16 protein-coding genes are annotated in these 19,084 nt (G+C 71.9%); 11 read left to right on the top strand and 5 right to left on the bottom strand.

Annotated features, from left to right (window positions below):
* Positions 1 to 5: 5 nt before the first annotated feature.
* Both ACGFK0_RS01395 and ACGFK0_RS01390 read right to left on the bottom strand, forming a co-directional pair.
* Positions 6 to 611, bottom strand: coding sequence for a Type 1 glutamine amidotransferase-like domain-containing protein (locus ACGFK0_RS01395; protein WP_392898398.1), 606 nt, complete (start codon positions 609 to 611; stop codon positions 6 to 8).
* Positions 612 to 622: 11 nt separating this feature from the next.
* The gene (locus ACGFK0_RS01390) at positions 623 to 1,126 is read right to left on the bottom strand and encodes a hypothetical protein (RefSeq protein WP_392898395.1); all 504 of its coding nucleotides are present in this window, start codon (positions 1,124 to 1,126) and stop codon (positions 623 to 625) included.
* 186 nt (positions 1,127 to 1,312) lie between these two features.
* Here ACGFK0_RS01390 and lon point away from each other — a divergent pair, with 186 nt between their 5' ends.
* Positions 1,313 to 3,709: an endopeptidase La gene (lon, locus tag ACGFK0_RS01385; protein WP_392898392.1), complete on the top strand. Its 2,397-nt coding sequence runs from the start codon at positions 1,313 to 1,315 to the stop codon at positions 3,707 to 3,709.
* A gap of 119 nt (positions 3,710 to 3,828) precedes the next feature.
* The gene (locus tag ACGFK0_RS01380) at positions 3,829 to 4,314 is read left to right on the top strand and encodes a VanZ family protein (RefSeq protein WP_392898389.1); all 486 of its coding nucleotides are present in this window, start codon (positions 3,829 to 3,831) and stop codon (positions 4,312 to 4,314) included.
* Between the two features lie 49 nt (positions 4,315 to 4,363).
* On the opposite strand, the gene ACGFK0_RS01375 is transcribed toward ACGFK0_RS01380, so the two are convergent.
* Positions 4,364 to 5,875 (bottom strand): nitroreductase family deazaflavin-dependent oxidoreductase, encoded by a 1,512-nt coding sequence (locus ACGFK0_RS01375; RefSeq protein ID WP_392898386.1) that lies wholly within the window; start codon positions 5,873 to 5,875, stop codon positions 4,364 to 4,366.
* A gap of 178 nt (positions 5,876 to 6,053) precedes the next feature.
* Here ACGFK0_RS01375 and ACGFK0_RS01370 point away from each other — a divergent pair, with 178 nt between their 5' ends.
* Genes ACGFK0_RS01370 through ACGFK0_RS01335 form a run of 8 tightly spaced genes read left to right on the top strand, consistent with a single transcriptional unit; the run spans position 6,054 to position 14,537 of the window.
* Positions 6,054 to 7,127 carry a Gfo/Idh/MocA family oxidoreductase gene (locus tag ACGFK0_RS01370; RefSeq protein ID WP_392898384.1) on the top strand — a complete coding sequence of 358 codons (1,074 nt, stop codon included), beginning with the start codon at positions 6,054 to 6,056 and terminating at the stop codon, positions 7,125 to 7,127.
* The gene (locus ACGFK0_RS01365) at positions 7,124 to 7,975 is read left to right on the top strand and encodes a TIM barrel protein (protein WP_392898381.1); all 852 of its coding nucleotides are present in this window, start codon (positions 7,124 to 7,126) and stop codon (positions 7,973 to 7,975) included. Before ACGFK0_RS01370 ends, ACGFK0_RS01365 begins: the two co-directional genes overlap by 4 nt.
* A complete protein-coding gene (iolC, locus tag ACGFK0_RS01360) occupies positions 7,972 to 8,907 on the top strand; it encodes a 5-dehydro-2-deoxygluconokinase (protein WP_392898378.1) in 936 nt (311 codons plus the stop codon). Before ACGFK0_RS01365 ends, iolC begins: the two co-directional genes overlap by 4 nt.
* Positions 8,904 to 9,761 carry a 5-deoxy-glucuronate isomerase gene (gene iolB / locus ACGFK0_RS01355; RefSeq protein ID WP_392898375.1) on the top strand — a complete coding sequence of 286 codons (858 nt, stop codon included), beginning with the start codon at positions 8,904 to 8,906 and terminating at the stop codon, positions 9,759 to 9,761. The genes iolC and iolB overlap by 4 nt, the downstream gene beginning before the upstream one ends.
* Positions 9,758 to 11,608, top strand: coding sequence for a 3D-(3,5/4)-trihydroxycyclohexane-1,2-dione acylhydrolase (decyclizing) (gene iolD / locus ACGFK0_RS01350; protein WP_392898372.1), 1,851 nt, complete (start codon positions 9,758 to 9,760; stop codon positions 11,606 to 11,608). The genes iolB and iolD overlap by 4 nt, the downstream gene beginning before the upstream one ends.
* Positions 11,609 to 11,656: 48 nt before the next feature.
* A complete protein-coding gene (locus ACGFK0_RS01345) occupies positions 11,657 to 12,646 on the top strand; it encodes a sugar ABC transporter substrate-binding protein (RefSeq protein WP_392898369.1) in 990 nt (329 codons plus the stop codon).
* Complete coding sequence (locus ACGFK0_RS01340) at positions 12,643 to 13,701, top strand: ABC transporter permease (protein WP_392898366.1); 1,059 nt, start codon at positions 12,643 to 12,645, stop codon at positions 13,699 to 13,701. The genes ACGFK0_RS01345 and ACGFK0_RS01340 overlap by 4 nt, the downstream gene beginning before the upstream one ends.
* Entirely contained in the window at positions 13,698 to 14,537 is an 840-nt protein-coding gene (locus tag ACGFK0_RS01335; RefSeq protein ID WP_392898363.1) for an ATP-binding cassette domain-containing protein, read from the top strand. Before ACGFK0_RS01340 ends, ACGFK0_RS01335 begins: the two co-directional genes overlap by 4 nt.
* Positions 14,538 to 14,616: 79 nt before the next feature.
* Here ACGFK0_RS01335 and ACGFK0_RS01330 read toward each other — a convergent pair whose 3' ends face one another.
* Both ACGFK0_RS01330 and ACGFK0_RS01325 read right to left on the bottom strand, forming a co-directional pair.
* Complete coding sequence (locus ACGFK0_RS01330) at positions 14,617 to 16,284, bottom strand: serine/threonine-protein kinase (protein ID WP_392898360.1); 1,668 nt, start codon at positions 16,282 to 16,284, stop codon at positions 14,617 to 14,619.
* A gap of 193 nt (positions 16,285 to 16,477) precedes the next feature.
* Positions 16,478 to 17,587 (bottom strand): helix-turn-helix domain-containing protein, encoded by a 1,110-nt coding sequence (locus tag ACGFK0_RS01325; protein ID WP_392898358.1) that lies wholly within the window; start codon positions 17,585 to 17,587, stop codon positions 16,478 to 16,480.
* 126 nt (positions 17,588 to 17,713) lie between these two features.
* Here ACGFK0_RS01325 and ACGFK0_RS01320 point away from each other — a divergent pair, with 126 nt between their 5' ends.
* The gene (locus ACGFK0_RS01320; RefSeq protein ID WP_392898355.1) at positions 17,714 to 19,069 is read left to right on the top strand and encodes a flavin-containing monooxygenase; all 1,356 of its coding nucleotides are present in this window, start codon (positions 17,714 to 17,716) and stop codon (positions 19,067 to 19,069) included.
* Positions 19,070 to 19,084: the final 15 nt, after the last annotated feature.

Genomic DNA, 19,084 nt, shown 5'->3' with positions numbered 1-19,084 from the left:
GAGTCTCAGGGTGATTCCTGGATCTTCCAGGAGCTGCCGTGGACCGTGACGGCCTGGTCGTCGTTGATCGAGATGAAGCGGGCCTGACGGCCGTGCCGGCGGTCGTGGCGGTCGGCGTTGCCGCGGTTGCGGTGCGGTAGCACCGTGAACGGGACGAGGCCCAGGCCGGTGGTCGAGGCGACCTGACCGGGGTCTTCGACGTCGCGGAAGAAGCGGAGGTCGGGTCCTGCGAGTGCGGCTCCGGCGGAGATGCCGACGTAGGCCGTTCGTCCGCTGGTGACGGCCCGGCGGACGGTCCGGTCCACGTGAGTGCGGTGCACGTGCTGCAGAAGGAAGATCGCATAGCCGCCGGTGACGAAGACCAGATCGGCTGAGCGGAGAGCGCGTTCGACGGCGGATGGATCAGCGTGCTCCACGTCGAGGCGATCGACCGTCATACCCTCGTTGTGCAGCAGTCGCGCCCCCGCTTCGACGAACGGTGCCGACCGCAGCGGGTTGGCGGCGGTGGGGATGAGCGTGGCCCGGGTGGGAGGTGTGGGGAGCGACCTGATCCAGCCCGGTAGGGCGCCGAGCCCGGCCGACCCCAGGAACAGGTGTTGGTGTTCATTCACTGTGATCTTGTTCAGGCTTGGTTTGTGGTTTTGGTGAGGTGTCCTGGTTCGAAGCGCAGACTCGTCCTCAGGAGCGCTGTGCGGTTGCGGATGTCGATGCCGCCTGCGGCGTCGAAGTCGAGGTAGGTGTGCAGTGCGGCGGTGATGTGGTCGGGGGTGGCTCGGCCGAACTCGATGCGGGTGACGTCGACTGGGCAGTGAGCGGCGATGAGATAGATCGAGCCATCGATGTGGCCCTCCTCGTGCCTGGCCGGGAAGGTGAAGACGCGCCGGCTCAGTGAGGCCGGGTTGGTGGCCGGCAACTGGATGTGGTCCAGCGAAATCTCGGTCGTGACGAGTTCCGGTCCGCTGGCACCCGGCCGGAAGGTGGCGGGTTCGTACTCGTCGTCGGCGGAGAAGGGCGTGAGCGGGATGGTGATGCTCCAGGTTCCGGCGACCGGATGGTCGAGTCCGGCTGGCCAGTAGGAGATGGTCCCGGGCGTGGGCGTGAGGAACTCGTCGGTCAGGTCGATCATCAGGGAAGTGTGTCAAGGGCGGCCGCGGACGCGCGATCCCGGCTCGTCGCACGTGGACGGCGGGACGCCCCGGTGGATGTGATCGCTGAGAGCGAACGTTGCTGAGGAAACAAAATGCTGCTCCGTTTTCTTGAGTGTGGATGACTCAACTTGCCGTTGGGTCGACGTACGGACTTGGAGCTGAGCATGAGCGAGACCCTGACGCTGCCGGTGCTGCCCCTGGACGACGGGGCCGTTCTGCCGGGCATGGTGGTGCCCCTGGACCTGTCCGAGAGCGGTGAGGTCCGGGCGGCCATCGAGGCCGCGCGGGCGGCGGCCCAGTCCAAGGGGCCGGGCATCCGGTCGGTGAGCAAGCCGCGGGTGCTGCTGGTGCCCAGGCTGAACGGGCAGTACGCCGGCATCGGGACGCTGGGCGTCGTCGAGCAGGAGGGGCGGCTGCCCGGCGGTGAGCCGGGCGCGGTCGTCCGGGGCGTGCAGCGGGTGCGGATCGGGACCGGGACGACCGGGCCGGGCGCGGCGCTGTGGGTCGAGGGCACCGCGATCGAGGCGCCGCCCGCGTCCGGGCGGGCGCAGGAGCTGGCGAAGGAGTACAAGAGCCTGGTCAGCGCGATCCTGCAGAAGCGGGGCGCGTGGCAGGTCGTGGACGTGGTGCAGCAGATCGACGACCCGTCCACCCTGGCCGACAACGCCGGCTACGCGCCGTACCTGTCGGACGAGCAGAAGATCGAGGTCCTGGAGACCCCGGACGTGGTGGAGCGGCTCACCCTGGTGATCGGGTGGGCGCGGGACCATCTGGCCGAGCTGGACGTGGCGGAGACGATCCGCAAGGACGTCCAGGAGGGCATGGAGAAGACGCAGCGGGAGTTCCTGCTGCGCCAGCAGCAGGAGGCCATCCGCAAGGAGCTGGCCGAGCTGAACGGCGACCCCGCCGACGAGGAGGACGACTACCGGGCCCGGATCGAGGCGGCGAACCTGCCTGAGAAGGTGCGCGAGGCGGCGCTGAAGGAGGTCGACAAGCTGGAGCGGTCGTCGGACGCCTCGCCCGAGGGCGGCTGGATCCGCACCTGGCTCGACACCGTTCTCGACATTCCGTGGAACGACCGGACCGAGGACGCCTACGACATCGCGGGCGCGCGGGAGATCCTGGACGCCGACCACGCCGGGCTCGATGACGTGAAGGAGCGCATCATCGAGTACCTGGCCGTGCGCAAGCGGCGTGAGGACCGGGGCCTCGGCGTCGTGGGCGGCCGCAGGAGCGGTGCGGTTCTGGCCCTGACCGGCCCTCCCGGCGTCGGTAAGACGTCCCTTGGCGAGTCGGTCGCGCGGGCCATGGGACGCGAGTTCGTCCGGGTCGCCCTGGGCGGAGTCAGGGACGAGGCCGAAATCCGCGGCCACCGCCGTACGTACGTGGGCGCGCTTCCGGGACGGATCGTCCGCGCCATCCGCGAGGCCGGTTCGATGAACCCGGTCGTCCTGCTGGACGAGGTCGACAAGGTCGGCGCCGACTACCGGGGCGACCCGACGGCGGCGCTGCTGGAGGTTCTGGATCCCGAGCAGAACCACACGTTCAGGGACCACTACCTGGAGGTGGAGCTCGACCTGAGCGACGTGCTCTTCCTCGCCACCGCGAACGTGGTGGAGGCGATCCCCGCGCCGCTGCTCGACCGGATGGAGCTCGTCGAGCTGGACGGCTACACCGAGCACGAGAAGGTCACGATCGCCCGCGACCACCTGCTGCCGCGCCAGCTCGACAAGGCGGGGCTGGAGGCGTCCGAGGTGGGCTTCGGCGACGACGCGCTGCGGCTGCTGGCGGCCGAGTACACCCGGGAGGCGGGCGTCCGGTCGCTGGACCGGTCGATCGCGCGGGTGCTCCGGAAGGTCGCCGCGAACGTGGCGATGGAGAAGGCGGACCTGCCGGTCTCGATCGGTGCGGACGACCTCAGGGACTATCTGGGTCGGCCCAGGTACACGCCGGAGGTCGAGCTGAGCCGGAACGAGCGGCGGACGGGCGTGCCGGGCGTCGCGACGGGCCTGGCGGTCACCGGCGCGGGCGGCGACGTCCTCTACATCGAGGCGTCGCTGGCCGACAAGGAGACCGGCGACACGGGCGTGACGCTCACCGGGCAGCTCGGCGACGTGATGAAGGAGTCGGCGCGGATCGCGCTCAGCTACCTGCGTTCGCGCGGCGCCGAGCTGGAACTGCCGGTCGGCGACCTGAAGGACCGCGGCGTGCACGTCCACGTGCCCGCCGGTGCGATCCCGAAGGACGGGCCGAGCGCGGGCATCACGATGACGACGGCGCTGGCGTCGCTGCTGTCGGGGCGGCCGGTCCGCTCGGACGTGGCGATGACCGGTGAGGTGTCGCTGACCGGGCGGGTGCTGCCGATCGGCGGCCTGAAGCAGAAGCTGCTGGCCGCGTCCCGGCTCGGCATCACCACCGCGATCGTCCCGAAGCGCAACGAGCCGGACCTTGAGGACGTTCCGGCCGAGGTGCTGGAGAACCTGACGGTCTTCGCCGTGAGCGACGTCCGCGAAGTGCTGGACCTGGCCCTGGAGCCGGCCACCACGCCGGTGGCGGTCTGACGCACGGAACGCCCGCGCCGGGCTCGTCCCGGCGCGGGCGTTCGACGTCAACCCGAGTTTCGGTCCTGCCGTATCACCGGTCGTGCATGGGCGGCGACGGGCGGGGGACCATGCGCCGGGTGTTGACGGAGATGTGGCAGCCCGCAGCGAAGGGCAAGAAGGTCCCCTGGTACGTGATCGCTCTGCGCGTGGTCGTTGTGGCCATCGCGTTGGGCGCGCTCGGCGTCTTTTTCCTCTTCGCTTTCAAGTTGACGTTGACGCCCGTCCAGGACAACGGCCAGGCGGGCGGGAACACCGATCCCGGCCGCTCGCTCCGCTTCTACCTGGACCGTCCCACCAAGGAGGCATTCCTCCAGATAGGCGGCAACCTCGCGCTTCTCGCGCCCTTGGGCGTGCTTCTTCCGATCGTCTGGACGACCCTCCGCGGCCCGATCCGCCTGGCACTCCTCGCCGGCATGTTCTCCTTCGCCATCGAGATGGTGCAGGGAGCCCTCGTCATGGGCCGCGCCTTCGACGTCGACGACGTCATCCTCAACGTCACCGGCGTCGTGATCGCCTATCTCCTCCTGGGCCGCCGCCTCTCCAAGGGCGTCCGCGGCGACTGAGACGACGGGGCGAACCGCCCGCCGGCGCTCGGCGAGGGGGACGCAGGGGTCAGCGGGGGGTCAGGCGGAAGACGCGCAGCTGGCGGGTGGTGCGTTCCACGTACTGGTCGTAGACGGGCCAGACGGCGGTCAGCCGGGGCCAGATCTCGGTGCGTTCGGCGTCGTCCAGAAGGCGGGCGGTGACGGGGACGGAACGGCCCTGGAAGCTGACCTCGGCCTCCGGGTTCTTAAGGAGGTTGCCGGTCCACGCGGGGTGCTTCTCGCGGCCGAAGTTGGAGCCGACGACGACGAAGCCGCCGTCGTCGCCGGGCAGGCACGCGAGCGGCGTGCGGCGGGGGAGGCCGCTGACCGCGCCGGTCGTGGTCAGCACGATGCTCGGGACGAGGAGCTGACCGAGGAGGAGGCGGCCGCCGGTCGCCTTGTGCAGAGCCCGGTCGACGGGCGGGACGACCTTGGGCCCCACCCTGGAGAACCATTCGGCGCCGGAGACCCGCTGGAAGACCGGTCCGAAGGTGCGCTGGATGAGTGTCGGCATCGGTTTCTCCTTGGGGGCGAGCCGTCCGGCCCGGTGGGGTTTCAGATGGCCGGTCTCGGCCAGCCATCGGAGGCCGTCGGCGACCGTTTCCTCGACCGGGCGCAGGGTGAGGTTCAGCGCGTCCAGGAGGGGACGGTCGTCGGTGGGGACGAGGGTGACCATGAACTCGGCGGCGTCGCGGGTGAGCGGGTAGTCGAAGCGGCGGACCCGCTTGGCCGCGTCCAGCGCCGAGCCGAGGCCCAGCATGATGCGGCTCGGGACGGGCACGCGGCGGCACTTCACGCCGGTGAGCCGGTCGCAGAGGTCCGCGTACTGCGGCCAGGTCAGGTAGTGGCCGCCGAGCACCCAGCGGCTCGGCGGCTGCGCGGCCTGCACGGAACGTGCCAGCGCCTCGCCGAGGTCGCGGACGTCGATCACGGAGACGCCGCCGCCCGGAAGCGGCCAGACCTTGCCGAGCGCGGCGGCGAGCCCTTCCATCAGCGCGTCCAGGGTGGGCTGGTTCGGGCCGAACACGCCGCCCGGGTAGACGATCGTGACCGGCGCGCCGTCCGACTGGAGTCCGCGCACGTACTCCTCGGCGGCCAGCTTCGACCTGCCGTAACCGGTGCGGGGGCTCGCGAGGGAGCCGTTCGCGGTGATGACCGGGGCGGACGGCGGGACGAACACGCCGATCGTCGACACGTGGATCACCGGGTCGAGTCCGCGGGCGACGGCTCCGCCGACCACGTTGCGGGTGCCCCGGACGTTGACGTCGACCAGGTCGCCGGCGGAGCCGGTCACGCCGATCGCGGCGGCGGCGTGGATCGCGGCGTCGGTGCCGTCGAGTGCCCCGGCCACGGCGTCCTCGTCCAGCATGTCGCCGGTGACGAGTTCCACGTCCCCGGCCGCGACGCCGATCGCCTGCAGGACCTCGGCCGCCTTCCCGGGGTCGCGGACCAGCGCGCGCGGGCGGTGCCCGGCGGCGAGCAGCGCGCGCACGGTGTGGGAACCGACGAACCCGGAGGCGCCGGTGACGAAGACCCGCATGGAGGACAAACTAGCGCTTGGTCACGTCCGGACGACAGTCCTTGCACTTCACCTCCCAAGAGTAACCGGTTCGATTTCGGACACCTCCAATACCGGGAACGCGCACAACCGATCGTTGACGCTCCTGGAACGCTCCATCACACTCGTGAGTCACCTGACCGCCGACCGGGAGGGATCAATGAAGATCGGACTGGCCGGCGCGGGGCGCATCGGTGCGCGCCACGCCGCCGCCCTGTGTGAACTGCCCGAGGTGGAGGCCCTCTGCGTCGCCGACGCGGATCCCGGCCGCGCCCGCGACCTCGCCGCCCGCCTGCCCCGCTCTTCCCGCGTCGCGGCGCTGGACGCGGTCGAGGAGTTGTTCTCCAGCGGCCTCGACGGCCTGATCGTCGCCGCGGCCACCGACGCGCATGCGGGCCTGGTGGAGCGGGCCGTGGCCGCGCGGGTCCCCGTGTTCTGCGAGAAGCCGCTTGCCTCGGATCTTGATGGAACGTTCCAAGCCGTGGCCGCGGCCGCCACCTCCGGAATTCCGGTGCAGGTCGGGTTCCAGCGCCGGTTCGACGCGGGGAACGCGGCGGCGCGCGAGGCGCTGGCGTCGGGACGGCTCGGCTGGCTGCACACCGTCCGCTCGTGCAGCTTCGACCCCGCGCCGCCGCCCGCCGAGTACGTCCCGACGTCCGGAGGGCTGTTCCGCGACTGCGTCATCCACGACCTCGACCTCATCCGGTTCGTGACCGGGCGCGAGATCGTCCGGGTCATGGCCTCCGGGGCCAACCGGGGAGACGACTTCTTCCGCGAGTGCGGCGACATCGACACCGGGTCCGCGCTGCTCGTCCTGGACGACGGGACGCTCGGGCTCGTGTCGGCGACCCGTTACAACGCCGCCGGGTACGACTCGCGGCTGGAGCTGTTCGGGTCCAAGGACAGCATCGTCGCGGGCATGGACGACCGGACGCCCGTCACCGTCCTGCCCGAGCACGAGGAACCGAAGGCCGCGGCCGGGCCGGGAGCCGGGCCGGGAGCCGGGCCGGGAGCGGGGCCGGGCGGTGAGCCCAGGCACGTCTACGGAGGCTTCATGGAGCGGTTCGCCGACGCCTACGACGCCGAGCTCCGCGCCTTCGTGGACGTGGTGGCCGGCCGCCGCGGCAACCCGTGCCCGCCCGAGGAGGCGCTGGAGGCCTTCTACCTCGCCGAGGCGTGCGAGCTGTCCCTGCGGGAGGGGCGGATCGTCGGGACCGAGGAGGTGCGGCGATGAGGATCGCGGCCGCGCCGATCTCCTGGGGCGTGTGCGAGGTCCCCGGGTGGGGCCATCAGATGGAGCCGGGACGGGTCCTCGCCGAGATGCGCGCTCTCGGCCTCGCGGCGACGGAGCTGGGGCCGGACGGTTTCCTGCCCGGCGGCACGCGGGCGAGGGACGAGCTGCTGGCCTCCCACGGGCTGGGGCTTGTCGGGGCGTTCGTCCCGGTCGTGCTGCACGATCCGGCGTACGACCCGATGCCGGAGATCGACCGTGCGCTGGACCGCGTCGACGGCGTCCTCATCCTGGCCGCCGCCACCGGTCTCGACGGCTACGACGGGCGGCCCGCCCTCGACACCAAGGCGTGGTCGACGCTGCTGGCCAACCTCGACGCGATCGCCCTGCGCGCCGCCGCCCGTGGCCGCCCGGTCACCCTGCATCCGCATGTCGGGACGGTCGTGGAGTCGCGCGCGGAGGTCGAGCGGGTGCTGGGCGGCAGCAGTGTCCCGCTGTGCCTGGACACCGGGCACCTGCTCGTCGGCGGCACCGACCCGGTGTGGCTGGCGCGCTTCGCGGCGCAGCGGATCGCGCACGTCCATCTGAAGGACGTGGACGCAGGGCTCGCCGACCGGGTGCTCAACGGCGACGTCGCCTACACGGACGCGGTACGCGACGGTCTGTACCGGCCACTGGGGGAGGGCGACATCGACATCCCCGGCATCATCCGTGCTCTGGACGGCGCCGGTTACGAAGGCTGGTACGTGATGGAACAGGACACCGTCCTGACCGAAGAGCCCCCAGAAGGCGGCGGACCGTTCGACGACGTCCGCAGGAGCCTGGACTTCCTCGCCGGAGTGGCCCGATGACCTTCGACCTCATCACGATGGGACGGGTGAGCGTCGACGTCTACCCGGACCAGGTGGGCGTGCCACTGGAGGACGTCGAGACGTTCGGGAAGTACCTCGGCGGCAGCCCCGCCAACGTCGCGGTGGCCGCGGCGAGGCACGGCCGCCGCGCCGCCGTCATCACCCGCACCGGAGACGACCCGTTCGGACGGTTCGTGCACAAGGCGCTCAAGGGGTACGGCGTCGACGACCGGTTCGTCACCGCCGTCCCCGGGCTGCCCACGCCGCTCGCGTTCTGCGAGATCTTTCCCCCGGACGATTTCCCGCTGTACTTCTACCGCTATCCCAAGGCCCCGGACCTGGAGATCCACCCGGACGAACTGGACCTCGGGGCGATCCGCGAAGCCCGCATCATGTGGGCGACCGTCACCGGGCTGTCGCAGGAGCCCAGCCGCGAGGCGACGCTGACCGCGCTCGCCGAACATCCCGGGCAGACCGTCATCGACCTCGACTACCGGCCGATGCTCTGGGCCGACCCCGCTGAGGCCCCGCACTGGGCAGGGCTCGCCCTGGAACACGCCTCCGTCGCGGTCGGGAACCTGGACGAGTGCGCGGTCGCGGTGGGGGAGCGCGAGCCGCGCGCCGCCGCCCGCGCGATCCTCGACCGCGGCCCCGGACTCGCCATCGTGAAGATGGGGCCGGAGGGCGTCCTCGCCGCCACGGCCGGCGAGGTCGTGGAGGTGCCGCCGGTCAAGGTCGACGTCGTGAACGGGCTCGGCGCGGGCGACGCGTTCGGCGGCGCGGTCTGCCACGGCCTCCTTGCGGGCTGGGAGCTGCGGCGGGTGATCGAGTTCGCGGGCGCCGCGGGCGCGATCGTCGCGTCCCGCATCGCCTGCTCCGCCGCGATGCCCACGCCGGACGAAGTGGAAGACCTCCTTGAGGAGCGGCGATGAAGTACCACCTGCCCGCGGGGACGGCCGCCGAGGAGCCGTACGGGCTCGTCGTGACCCCCGAGTCGGCCGGATGGATCCACTCGGCGCTGCGCGTCCTCGAACTGCCGGACGGCGGCTCGCACGAGTTCGAGACCGGCGACTTCGAGACCATCGTGCTGCCGCTCGCCGGGTCGTGCGCCGTCGAGTGCGACGGCGAGCGCTTCGGGCTGGACGGCCGCGACGACGTCTTCAGCCGGGTCAGCGACTTCGCCTACGTACCGCGGGACGCGCGGGTCACGGTGCGCGGACGCGGCCGGTTCGCGCTGGCCGGCGCCCGGTGCGAGGCCCGGCTCACGCCGCGCTACGGCCCCGCCCGGGACGTCCCGGTCGAGCTGCGCGGCGCGGGGCCGGCGAGCCGGCAGGTCAACAACTTCGGCACGCCGGAGGGCTTCCCGTTCGCCGAGAAGCTCATCGCGTGCGAGGTGCTGACGCCGGGCGGCTGCTGGTCGTCGTTCCCGCCGCACAAGCACGACGAGGAGACGCCGGACGAGGCCGTCCTGGAGGAGATCTACTACTTCGAGGTCGCCCGGGGCGGCATGGCCTACCAGCGCGTCTACGGGTCGCCGGGACGCCCGATCGACGTGCTCGCGGAGGTGCGCAGCGGCGACGCGGTCCTGATCCCGCACGGCTGGCACGGGCCGTCGATGGCTCCGCCGGGCCATGACCTGTACTACCTGAACGTGATGGCCGGGCCGTCGCCGGAGCGGGCGTGGCGGATCTGCGACGACCCCGCGCACGCCTGGATCCGCGACACCTGGGCCGGACGGCCCGTCGATCCGCGGCTGCCGCTGACCTCACCGGAGGGACGGCCATGAGGCTGACGGCGGGGCAGGCGCTGGTGCGGTTCCTGGCGGCCCAGTACAGCGAGCGGGACGGGGACGAGCGGCGGTTCTTCGCGGGCTGCTTCGGCATCTTCGGCCACGGCAACGTCGCGGGCGTCGGCCAGGCGCTGCTGGAGCATGCCGACGACGTCCCCTACTACATGGCCCGCAACGAACAAGCGATGGTCCACACCGCGGCGGGATACGCCCGGATGAACGACCGGCTCGCCACCTTCGCCTGTACGACGTCCATCGGGCCTGGGGCGACCAACATGGTGACGGGTGCGGCCCTCGCCACCATTAACCGGCTGCCCGTTCTGCTTCTGCCGGGTGACGTCTTCGCCACGCGTCCAGCCAACCCGGTGTTGCAGGAGCTGGAAGACGCCCGGTCATACGACGTTTCCGTCAATGACTGCTTCAAGCCCGTCTCGAAGTATTGGGACCGCGTCAACCGTCCTGAGCAACTCCCCAGTGCGCTGATGGCGGCGATGCGCGTCCTCACCGACCCGGCGGAGACGGGCGCGGTCACGCTGGCACTGCCACAGGACGTCCAGGCGGAGGCGCACGACTGGCCGGACGACCTGTTCGCCCGCCGTGTGTGGCGTATCCCGCGCGCTGTGCCCGAACCCGCCGCGCTGGAGGAGGCGTCCGCCGTCCTGCACGGCGCCGAACGTCCCCTCATCGTCGCGGGCGGCGGCGTGATCTACTCCCGGGCCACCGACGACCTGCGCGCCTTCGCCGAACGTACCGGCATCCCCGTGGCCGAAACCCAGGCCGGCAAGGGCGCTCTGCCCTGGGACCATGCCTGTTCAGTCGGTGCCATAGGCGCGACGGGCACGACCGCGGCGAACGCTCTCGCGCGCGAGGCCGATGTCGTCCTCGGCGTCGGCACCCGCTACAGCGACTTCACCACCGCGTCCCACAGCCTGTTCGCCAACCCGGACGTGAAGTTCGTCAACCTCAACGTCGCGAGGTTCGACGCCGCCAAACTCGCCGGCATCACCGTCGTCGCCGATGCCCGGGAAGGCATCCGGGGCCTGAACGCCGCAGTGGACGGCTACGGAGTCGCCGGCGCCTACCGAGACGAAGCCCAGGCCCTCGCAGCCGACTGGAACGCGAAGGTCGACCGGGCGTACGCGTCCCGGAACGGGAGGCTGCCCGCCCAGTCCGAGGTGATCGGCGCCGTCAACGAGGCCGGCGGCCCGCAGGACGTCGTCGTGTGCGCCGCCGGATCCATGCCGGGCGACCTGCACAAGCTGTGGCGGGCGAGCGACCCCAAGGGCTACCACGTCGAGTACGGCTACTCCTGCATGGGCTACGAGATCGCGGGCGGCCTCGGCGTGAAGATGGCCGCCCCGGACCGCGAGGTGTTCGTCCTGGTCGGGGACGGGTCGTACCTGATGATGGCCCAGGAGCTGACCACGGCCGTCGCCGAGGGGATCAAGCTGATCGTCGTGCTGGTCCAGAACCACGGCTACGCCTCCATCGGGAACCTGTCGGAATCGGTCGGCGCGGAGCGGTTCGGCACCCGCTACCGCGCCCGGACCGGCACCGGCCTCGACGGCGGCCCGCTCCCGGTCGACCTGGCTGCCAACGCCGCCAGCCTCGGCGCCGACGTGATCCGCGCGTCCACCGCCGCCGGCCTTCGCGACGCGCTCGGCGAGGCGAGGAAGGCCGCACGGACGACGGTCATCCACATTGAGACGGACCCCTTGGCAGGCACCCCCGACAGTGCGGCATGGTGGGACGTCCCGGTCGCGGAGGTGGCGGCGCTCGACGCCACCAGGGAGGCTCGTGCCCGTTATGAGGGGGATCGGCGCGCACGCCGCCACCATCTGTGATCAACTCCCTCAGACCGACCATTCGGGGAGAAACGGAGAACACATCCGATGAGAGGCGTTTTCGCGCGTGGATCGTCCACGAGCCTGGCGGTCCTGGCCGCCGCGGGAATGCTGGCGCTGAGCGCCTGCAGCGGCTCGGGCGGCAAGGAGTCCGAGGAGGACACCCAGGGCGCCGGCCCCCGGCTGGAGATCGCCATGGTGACGCACTCCGCCCCGGGCGACACCTTCTGGGACATCGTCCAGAAGGGCGCCAAGGCGGCCGCCGCCAAGGACAACGTCGAGTTCCTGTACTCGGCCGACCCGGACGGCGGCAAGCAGGCCCAGCTCGTCCAGGCCGCGATCGACAAGAAGGTCGACGGCATCATCGTCACCCTCGCCAAGCCCGACGCGATGAAGGACGTCCTGGCCCGCGCCGCCGCCGCGAAGATCCCGGTGATGTCGATCAACTCCGGACAGGAGGAGTCGGCGCAGCTCGGCGTGGTCGCGCACTTCGGGCAGGACGAGTCGATCGCGGGTGAGGCGGCCGGCACCGAACTCGGGGAGATCGGCGCCTCCAAGGCGCTGTGCGTGATCCACGAGCAGGGCAACGTCGGCCTGGAGGCCCGCTGCGACGGGGCGAGGAAGACGTTCGGCGGCGACCTGGAGAACCTGTTCGTCCAGGGCTCGAACATGCCGGACGTCAAGTCGTCCATCACGGCCAAGCTCCAGGCCGACAAGGACATCGACGGGATCCTGACACTGGGTGCGCCCTTCGCCGCGACGGCCGTCGACTCCGTCGAGGAGACCGGCAGCAAGGCCGAGATCGGCACGTTCGACCTGAACAAGGACCTCATCGCCTCGCTCAAGTCGGGCGCGATCGAGTTCGCCGTCGACCAGCAGCCGTACCTGCAGGGCTACGAGGCCGTCGACGCCCTGTGGCTGCTGAAGAACAACGGCAACGTCCTCGGCGGGGGCCGTCCCGTGCTGACCGGCCCGGCGATCGTCACCAAGGACAACGCCGCCGGGCTGGAGGAGTTCGCCAACCGGGGGACCCGGTGACCCACGCGGTCACCGAGCCGCCGGTGGCCGACCCGGGCCCCGACGAGCGCCTGGCCCGGCAGTCGCCGCTGCGGCGGCTGCTGGGCCGCCCGGAGCTCGGCGCGCTGCTCGGCGCGGTGGCGCTGTTCGCGTTCTTCGCGGTCATCGCGGACGCGTTCCTGCGGGCCGGGTCGTTCTCGACCGTCCTGTACGCCAGCTCCACGTTCGGGATCATGGCGGTCGGCGTGTCGCTGCTCATGATCGGCGGCGAGTTCGACCTGTCCGCCGGGGTGATGGTGACGTCCGCGGCGCTGATCGCCGCGCTGACCGCCTACCAGTTCACGCTGAACGTGTGGGCGGGCGTGGTGATCTCGCTCGTCCTCACGCTGGCGCTCGGGATGATCAACGGGCTGCTCTACAACTGGACGAAGCTGCCGAGCTTCATCATCACGCTCGCCATGTTCTTCATGCTGGCGGGCCTGAACCTCGGCGTGACCAAGGCCCTCACCGGCAACGTCGCCAGCGACTCCGTCCGCGACATGGACGGCTTCGACACCGCCCGCGCGATCTTCGCCTCCGACATCGGCGTCCTCGACTTCCGGATCAAGATCACGGTGTTCTGGTGGCTGCTGTTCGTCGCGGTCGCGACCTGGATCCTGCTGCGCACCCGCATCGGCAACTGGATCTTCGCGGTGGGCGGTTCGGCCGACAGCGCCCGCGCGGTCGGCGTCCCGGTCGCCCGCGTCAAGATCGGCCTGTTCATGGGCGTGGCGTTCTGTGCCTGGTTCTCCGGGATGCACCTGGTGTTCGCGTTCGCGACCATCCAGTCGGGGGAGGGCGTCGGCAACGAGTTCCTCTACATCATCTGCGCGGTCATCGGCGGGTGCCTGCTGACCGGCGGCTACGGATCGGCGATCGGCGCGGCGATCGGCGCGTTCATCTTCGGCATGACGAACAAGGGCATCGTGTACGCCGAGTGGAACCCCGACTGGTTCCGGTTCTTCCTCGGCGCGATGCTGCTCATCGCCACCGTGGTGAACCTGATCGTCCGGCGCAGAGTGGAGCGCGCCTCGTGACCGCGAAGGACGCGCCGCTGATCAGGCTGAGCGGCGTCGGCAAGAACTACGGCAACGTCATCGCGCTGCGGGACGTGAGCCTGGAGACGTCCGCCGGGGAGGTCACCTGCGTCCTCGGCGACAACGGCGCGGGCAAGTCGACCCTGATCAAGATCGTCGCCGGTCTGCACCGCCACGACACGGGCACCTACGAGGTGCAGGGCGAGCAGGTCGCGTTCAGCTCGCCCCGCGACGCCCTCGACCACGGCATCGCGACCGTCTACCAGGACCTCGCGGTCGTCCCGCTGATGCCGGTCTGGCGCAACTTCTTCCTCGGGTCGGAGAAGCGCAAGGGCTTCGGCCGCATGGACGTCGAGTTCATGCGCTCCACCACCCACGGTGAGATGGCCGCGATGGGCATCGACCTCCGCGACGTCAACCAGCCCATCGGCACCCTCTCCGGCGGCGAACGGCAGTGCGTGGCCATCGCCCGCGCCGTCTACTTCGGCGCCAGGGCCCTCGTCCTGGACGAGCCCACGGCCGCCCTCGGCGTCAAACAGGCCGGGGTCGTGCTGCGCTACATCGTCCAGGCGCGCGAACGGGGGCTCGCGGTCATCTTCATCACCCACAACCCGCACCACGCCTACCCGGTCGGCGACCGCTTCCTGATCCTCAACCGGGGCCAGAGCATCGGCTACCACCCCAAGGACGAGCTCACCCGCGAGGAACTGACCGCCCTCATGGCCGGAGGCAGCGAACTCGAGGAACTCGCTCACGAACTGGACGCGGCGGGCTCATCGGCCGCCGCCGCCCGCCTGACGAAGGAGGCCGAAACCCTGGGCCTCACCGACGACTGAACACCCGGCGCCACAGCCCGCCCGCCCCGGCCCTCCTGGCCGCGCGATGGTGCGGGCCGTGGCGGTTCCGTCAGTGGGGTCACGCCCATTCGGCGTCCGCCAGGATTCGTTCGAGGTTCGGAGTGTCCCAGAGGTCGACGATCAGAATGCGCGACTGCGGCAGGTACCAGAGGCGTTCGGTGTAGGCGGAGCCCGTCCTGCGGGTGGGGCCGTAGCCGTGCGGGTCGTCAGGGGAGGGGGCGCGCGTGTAGCAGGGGACGCGCCACTGGTGGTATTCCGCCTTCTTCGAGCCGATGGCGGCGAGCCGGTTCGCCGTTCGCGTGGCGCCGTGTCCGACGCCCACGGCCCGCAGGTCCTCGTGCCGGGGGCAGTTCATCCCCTCGTCCTGGCCGAACAGCACGCCGTAGGTGTCGGTGGTCTTGTACGGGTTGGCGATGTACGCGGAGGGCCGGGCGAAGAAGCTGGGGCCCAGCACGAAGAACCCCCGGCACGAGGACGAGCTGGGACCGGCCCCGCCCCATCGCCGCATGTAGTCGCAGTTCTTCGCGGTCGCCACGTAGTAGCTGTCGGGCGGTGGCGAGTCGTCCGGGGAGGAGGTGTCCCGGTTGCGCATCGGGTGGGTCTTCCACGTGGCGGGGGCGCGGACGGTGATCTTCCCGATGCGCAGCGGATCACCGGACGGGGCCGGAGTCGCCCGCACCGCGGCCGTGTGCTGCGGCTCCGGCCTGGACGCCTGGTATGCGCCGACGCCGCCGGCCGCCGAGCCGACGACGGCGGTGCCCGCGATGGCGGCGGCCGTCTTGGTGCCGATGGCGGCGAGCACACCGGTCGATCCCGCGCCGGCGCCCGCGCCCGCCGCGCCCGCGCCCGCCGGGGCGAGGCCGGCGGCGGCGAGCGGGAACAGCGCGGTGAGCGCGACGGCGCTCCCGGCGAGGACGCGCACCCCCTTGGACTCCCAGCCGGTCCCGTACGCCGCCCGCGCCAGCTCGTCCAGCCATTGGACGAACGCCGCCGCGCCCGGTGGCCGCGACGCCGGCTCCTTGGCCATGCCTGCGGTGATGAGCGGGCGCAGCGCCTCGGGGACCTGGTCGGCCGGGATGTCCCCGGACAGGTGGCCCGCCATGATCGACGCCCGGTCGCCGGCGCCGTACGGGCGGCGCCCCGTCAGGCATTCGAAGAACACGCAGGTCGCGGCGTAGACGTCGGTGGCGGGCCCGGCGGGCTCGCCGCGCCACTGCTCGGGCGCCATGTAGAGGGGCGTGCCCGCCCCCGACGCGGTGCCCTCGGCCGTGGCGACGCCGAAGTCGATGAGCTTGCTGCGTCCGTCGGCGGGGACGATCACGTTGGCGGGCTTGTAGTCCCGGTGCACGACCCCCGCGGCGTGGGCGGCGGCGAGGCCGAGAAGCGAGCCCTTCAAAACGGTGAGCGCCGCCTCGGGCTCCAGGGTTCCGTACCGGCCGAGGATCTCCTTGAACGAGACGCCGTTCACCGCCTCCATGATGATGGCCAGTTCCCCGTCGTGCTCGACGAGCCGGTACAGCCGCGCCACGTGCGGGTCGTCGACGCGGCCCAGCATCCGCGCCTCGTGCCGGAACCGCTCCCGCGCGTCCGGGTCGGCTCCTTCGGGCAGGTACTTGATCGCGACGTGGACACCGCGTTCGGCGTGCCGCGCGAGGACGACACGTCCCTGCCCGCCGCGCCCGAGTTCCCTGACCTCCTCGAATCCCGACACCCTCCACTGCGTCACAGGCCGCTCCTCAAGGCTCGTTCCGGAGTCTGCACCCGTGTGACGCGGCGGGCGGCCGGCAAGTTGATCACTCTTCGGACACAGCGGGCTTCCGCGGGCGGGCGGCCGGCGGCCGTCCGGGGCGTCGGGTGGCCCCCACCGCGGCGGCGGCCCCGGGGCTCGGCCGTCCGCGGTTCGCGGCGGGAGGCGCCGGTCAGCCGGGGGCGAGCCAGGTTCGGCACAGCCACCAGGCGTTGACGGCGCCGAACGTGTCGGACGGGTCGATCCCGGTGACGTCGGTGAAGCGCTGCACCCGGTTGCGCACCGTGTTGGGGTGCACGAACAGGTGCCCGGCGGCCGAGGTGACGTCACGCCGCGCCTCCAGCCAGGCGCACACCGCGCGCGCGACCGGCTCGGCGTTCGCGCCGAGCTCCCGCCAGGCCGCCCGGTGCCGTTCGAGCAGGACGGAGGCCAGGTCGGAGCGGCCGGCGACCGCGGCGAGGACGGCGACATCCGCGACATGCGCGATGCCCGTCCGCCCGGTCGCCTCGGCGGCGGTGAGCGCGGACACGGCGAGCCTGCGCGCGGCGGCCAGGTTCTCCGCCTCCACCGGCCCCGCGACCCCGGCGGGGACCCCGGCGTCGTGGGACGCCGGCGCCCGCACGACCACCGCGATCACCAGCCCGTCCACCAGCGCCGACACCCCCGGACCCCGGGTGGCGGTGGTGACGGTGGAGGTGGGGCGGGTGGCCATGACCCAGAGCGGGGTGTTGGTGGGGAGGCCCGCTTCGGCGGCGGCCAGGGCGGCGGCGGAGCCGCCGTCGAGGAGGCGGCGCAGGATCGCCGCGTCCCGCTCGTCCGGGCCCGGCTCGCCGGTCGCCTGTGCCTCGCGGTGCGCCCTGATCAGCCGGGACCGGACGGCCTCGACCCAGTCGTCGTACAGCTCACGCGCGTCGAGGAGGAGCCCGGCGCCGATGCCCTCGGCGGCGGCCACCTCCCGGGCGCGGGACCAGATCGCGCGTTCGGCGACGTGGATGGCGCTCAGCACCGCCTCGATGGGCACGCCCTGGCGGGCGCGGGTGACGGCGAGTTCGGCCACGAACGACAGTTCCGCCTCGGTCGGGCCGCGCCGGGCCGCGATCGCGCGGGTCGCGGCGGCGAGCAGGGCCCGGGTGTGCCCGGCGATGTCGGCGGGCGGCAGCACCGACACCTCCCGCACCATCGAGGAGACGCCGGCGACCACGGACGGCAGCAGGTCCTTCTCGACGGTGACGCGCTCGATGAGATCGATCACCGGGGCCCAGTCGGTGTCACCCTGGTTCATGGTGACGATTGTGGTGCACTACAGCTTGAGGCGCCAAATGCGTGGCTACGTCCATGTCAAGCACGTCAGCGGGCCCCTAGGGTTGGACTTCGCCACAATGGACGTTCGTTGAGGGGAAGTGCCCGCATGACCTCTGCCTGTCGTGTCGCCGTGATCGGCGCCGGGGCGGCCGGTTTGGCCACCGGCAAGGCGATGCGCGACGCGGGTCTGGAGGTCGTGCTCTACGAGAAGGGCGACCGGCCCGGCGGGCTGTGGGCGCGCGGCAACAGCAGCGGCCTGTCGCCCGCCTACGCGTCCCTGCACCTCAACACGAGCAAGGGGCGGACCGAGTTCGCCGACTTCCCGATGCCGCGGCGGTGGCCGGACTACCCGTCCGCCGACATGATCGCGGGGTATCTCGCCGACTACGCGGAGCGGTTCGGCGTCGTCCCGCACATCCGTTTCCACACGGCGGTCGCGTCCGTCGAACGCGGCGAGGGACGCTCCTGGGCCGTGACGACGGAAGCGGGGGACGTCGAGCGGTTCGACGCGGTCGTGGTCGCGAACGGCCACAACTGGGATCCGCGGTGGCCCGAACCGGCGTACCCGGGCGAGTTCACGGGGACGCAGATGCACGCGCACGACTACCGGGCGCCCGACGTCTTCCGCGACCGGCGGGTACTGGTCGTCGGCATGGGGAACTCGGCCATGGACATCGCCGTGGACGCCTCGCACGTCGCGCACGGACCGGTCCTGCTGTCGGCGCGGCGCGGCGTTCACATCGTCCCGAAGTACCTGTTCGGGCGGCCGTCGGACGCGACCGGCGGCGCCCTGGCCGTGCTGCCGTGGCGGATGCGCCAGCGCATCGCCGAGACGATGCTGCGGCTTGCAGTCGGGAACCCGCGGGACTACGGGCTGCCCGCGCCATCGGGCGGCCTCTTCCAGAACCACCCCACGATCAGCGACACGATCCTGCACCGCCTGACCCACGGCGAGGTCGAGGCGCGGCCCGGCATCGAGCGCCTGGACGGCGAGAAGGTCGTGTTCGACGGCGGCGCCGCCGACGCCGTCGACGTGATCGTCTGGGCGACCGGCTACCGGGTGAGCGTTCCGTTCCTGCCGTCCGGGCTGACCGGCGGCGATCCCGAGCGGCTGCCGCTGTTCAAGCGGGTGTTCCACCTCGACGACCCGAGCCTGGCCTTCGTCGGCCTGATGCAGTCGACGGGCGCGGCGCTGCCCATCGTGGAGGCGCAGGCCAAGCTGGCCGCCGCCTACTTCTCCGGCACGTACGCGCTGCCGCCCCCGCCGGAGCGGCGGCGCGCCGTCGCGCGGGCCCTGCGCGCCGCCACCCGGCGGTGGGGCGACCGCCGGCCCATGATGCGCGTGGACTTCGACCAGTACGTGGCCGACCTGCCCCGCGAGATGAAGGCCGGCCGGGCCCGCCTCGCGCGCGGCGGCGCCCGCCCGTTCACCCCGACGCACCGCGAGGAGACCTCCACATGAGCGAAGCGAACCGGG

The organism is Spirillospora sp. NPDC048823 (assembly GCF_043198445.1).
In the GTDB taxonomy this organism is placed as follows: Bacteria; Actinomycetota; Actinomycetes; order Streptosporangiales; family Streptosporangiaceae; genus Spirillospora.
This window is presented reverse-complemented; position numbering and strand designations above follow the sequence as displayed.

Coding starts and splice junctions, on each gene's coding strand:
- iolC (WP_392898378.1), top strand. CDS start 7,972: ATGACCTTCGACCTCATCACGATGGGACGGGTGAGCGTCGACGTCTAC.
- ACGFK0_RS01370 (WP_392898384.1), top strand. CDS start 6,054: ATGAAGATCGGACTGGCCGGCGCGGGGCGCATCGGTGCGCGCCACGCC.
- iolB (WP_392898375.1), top strand. CDS start 8,904: ATGAAGTACCACCTGCCCGCGGGGACGGCCGCCGAGGAGCCGTACGGG.
- ACGFK0_RS01390 (WP_392898395.1), bottom strand. CDS start 1,126: ATGATCGACCTGACCGACGAGTTCCTCACGCCCACGCCCGGGACCATC.
- ACGFK0_RS01365 (WP_392898381.1), top strand. CDS start 7,124: ATGAGGATCGCGGCCGCGCCGATCTCCTGGGGCGTGTGCGAGGTCCCC.
- lon (WP_392898392.1), top strand. CDS start 1,313: ATGAGCGAGACCCTGACGCTGCCGGTGCTGCCCCTGGACGACGGGGCC.
- iolD (WP_392898372.1), top strand. CDS start 9,758: ATGAGGCTGACGGCGGGGCAGGCGCTGGTGCGGTTCCTGGCGGCCCAG.
- ACGFK0_RS01345 (WP_392898369.1), top strand. CDS start 11,657: ATGAGAGGCGTTTTCGCGCGTGGATCGTCCACGAGCCTGGCGGTCCTG.
- ACGFK0_RS01375 (WP_392898386.1), bottom strand. CDS start 5,875: ATGCGGGTCTTCGTCACCGGCGCCTCCGGGTTCGTCGGTTCCCACACC.
- ACGFK0_RS01320 (WP_392898355.1), top strand. CDS start 17,714: ATGACCTCTGCCTGTCGTGTCGCCGTGATCGGCGCCGGGGCGGCCGGT.
- ACGFK0_RS01325 (WP_392898358.1), bottom strand. CDS start 17,587: ATGAACCAGGGTGACACCGACTGGGCCCCGGTGATCGATCTCATCGAG.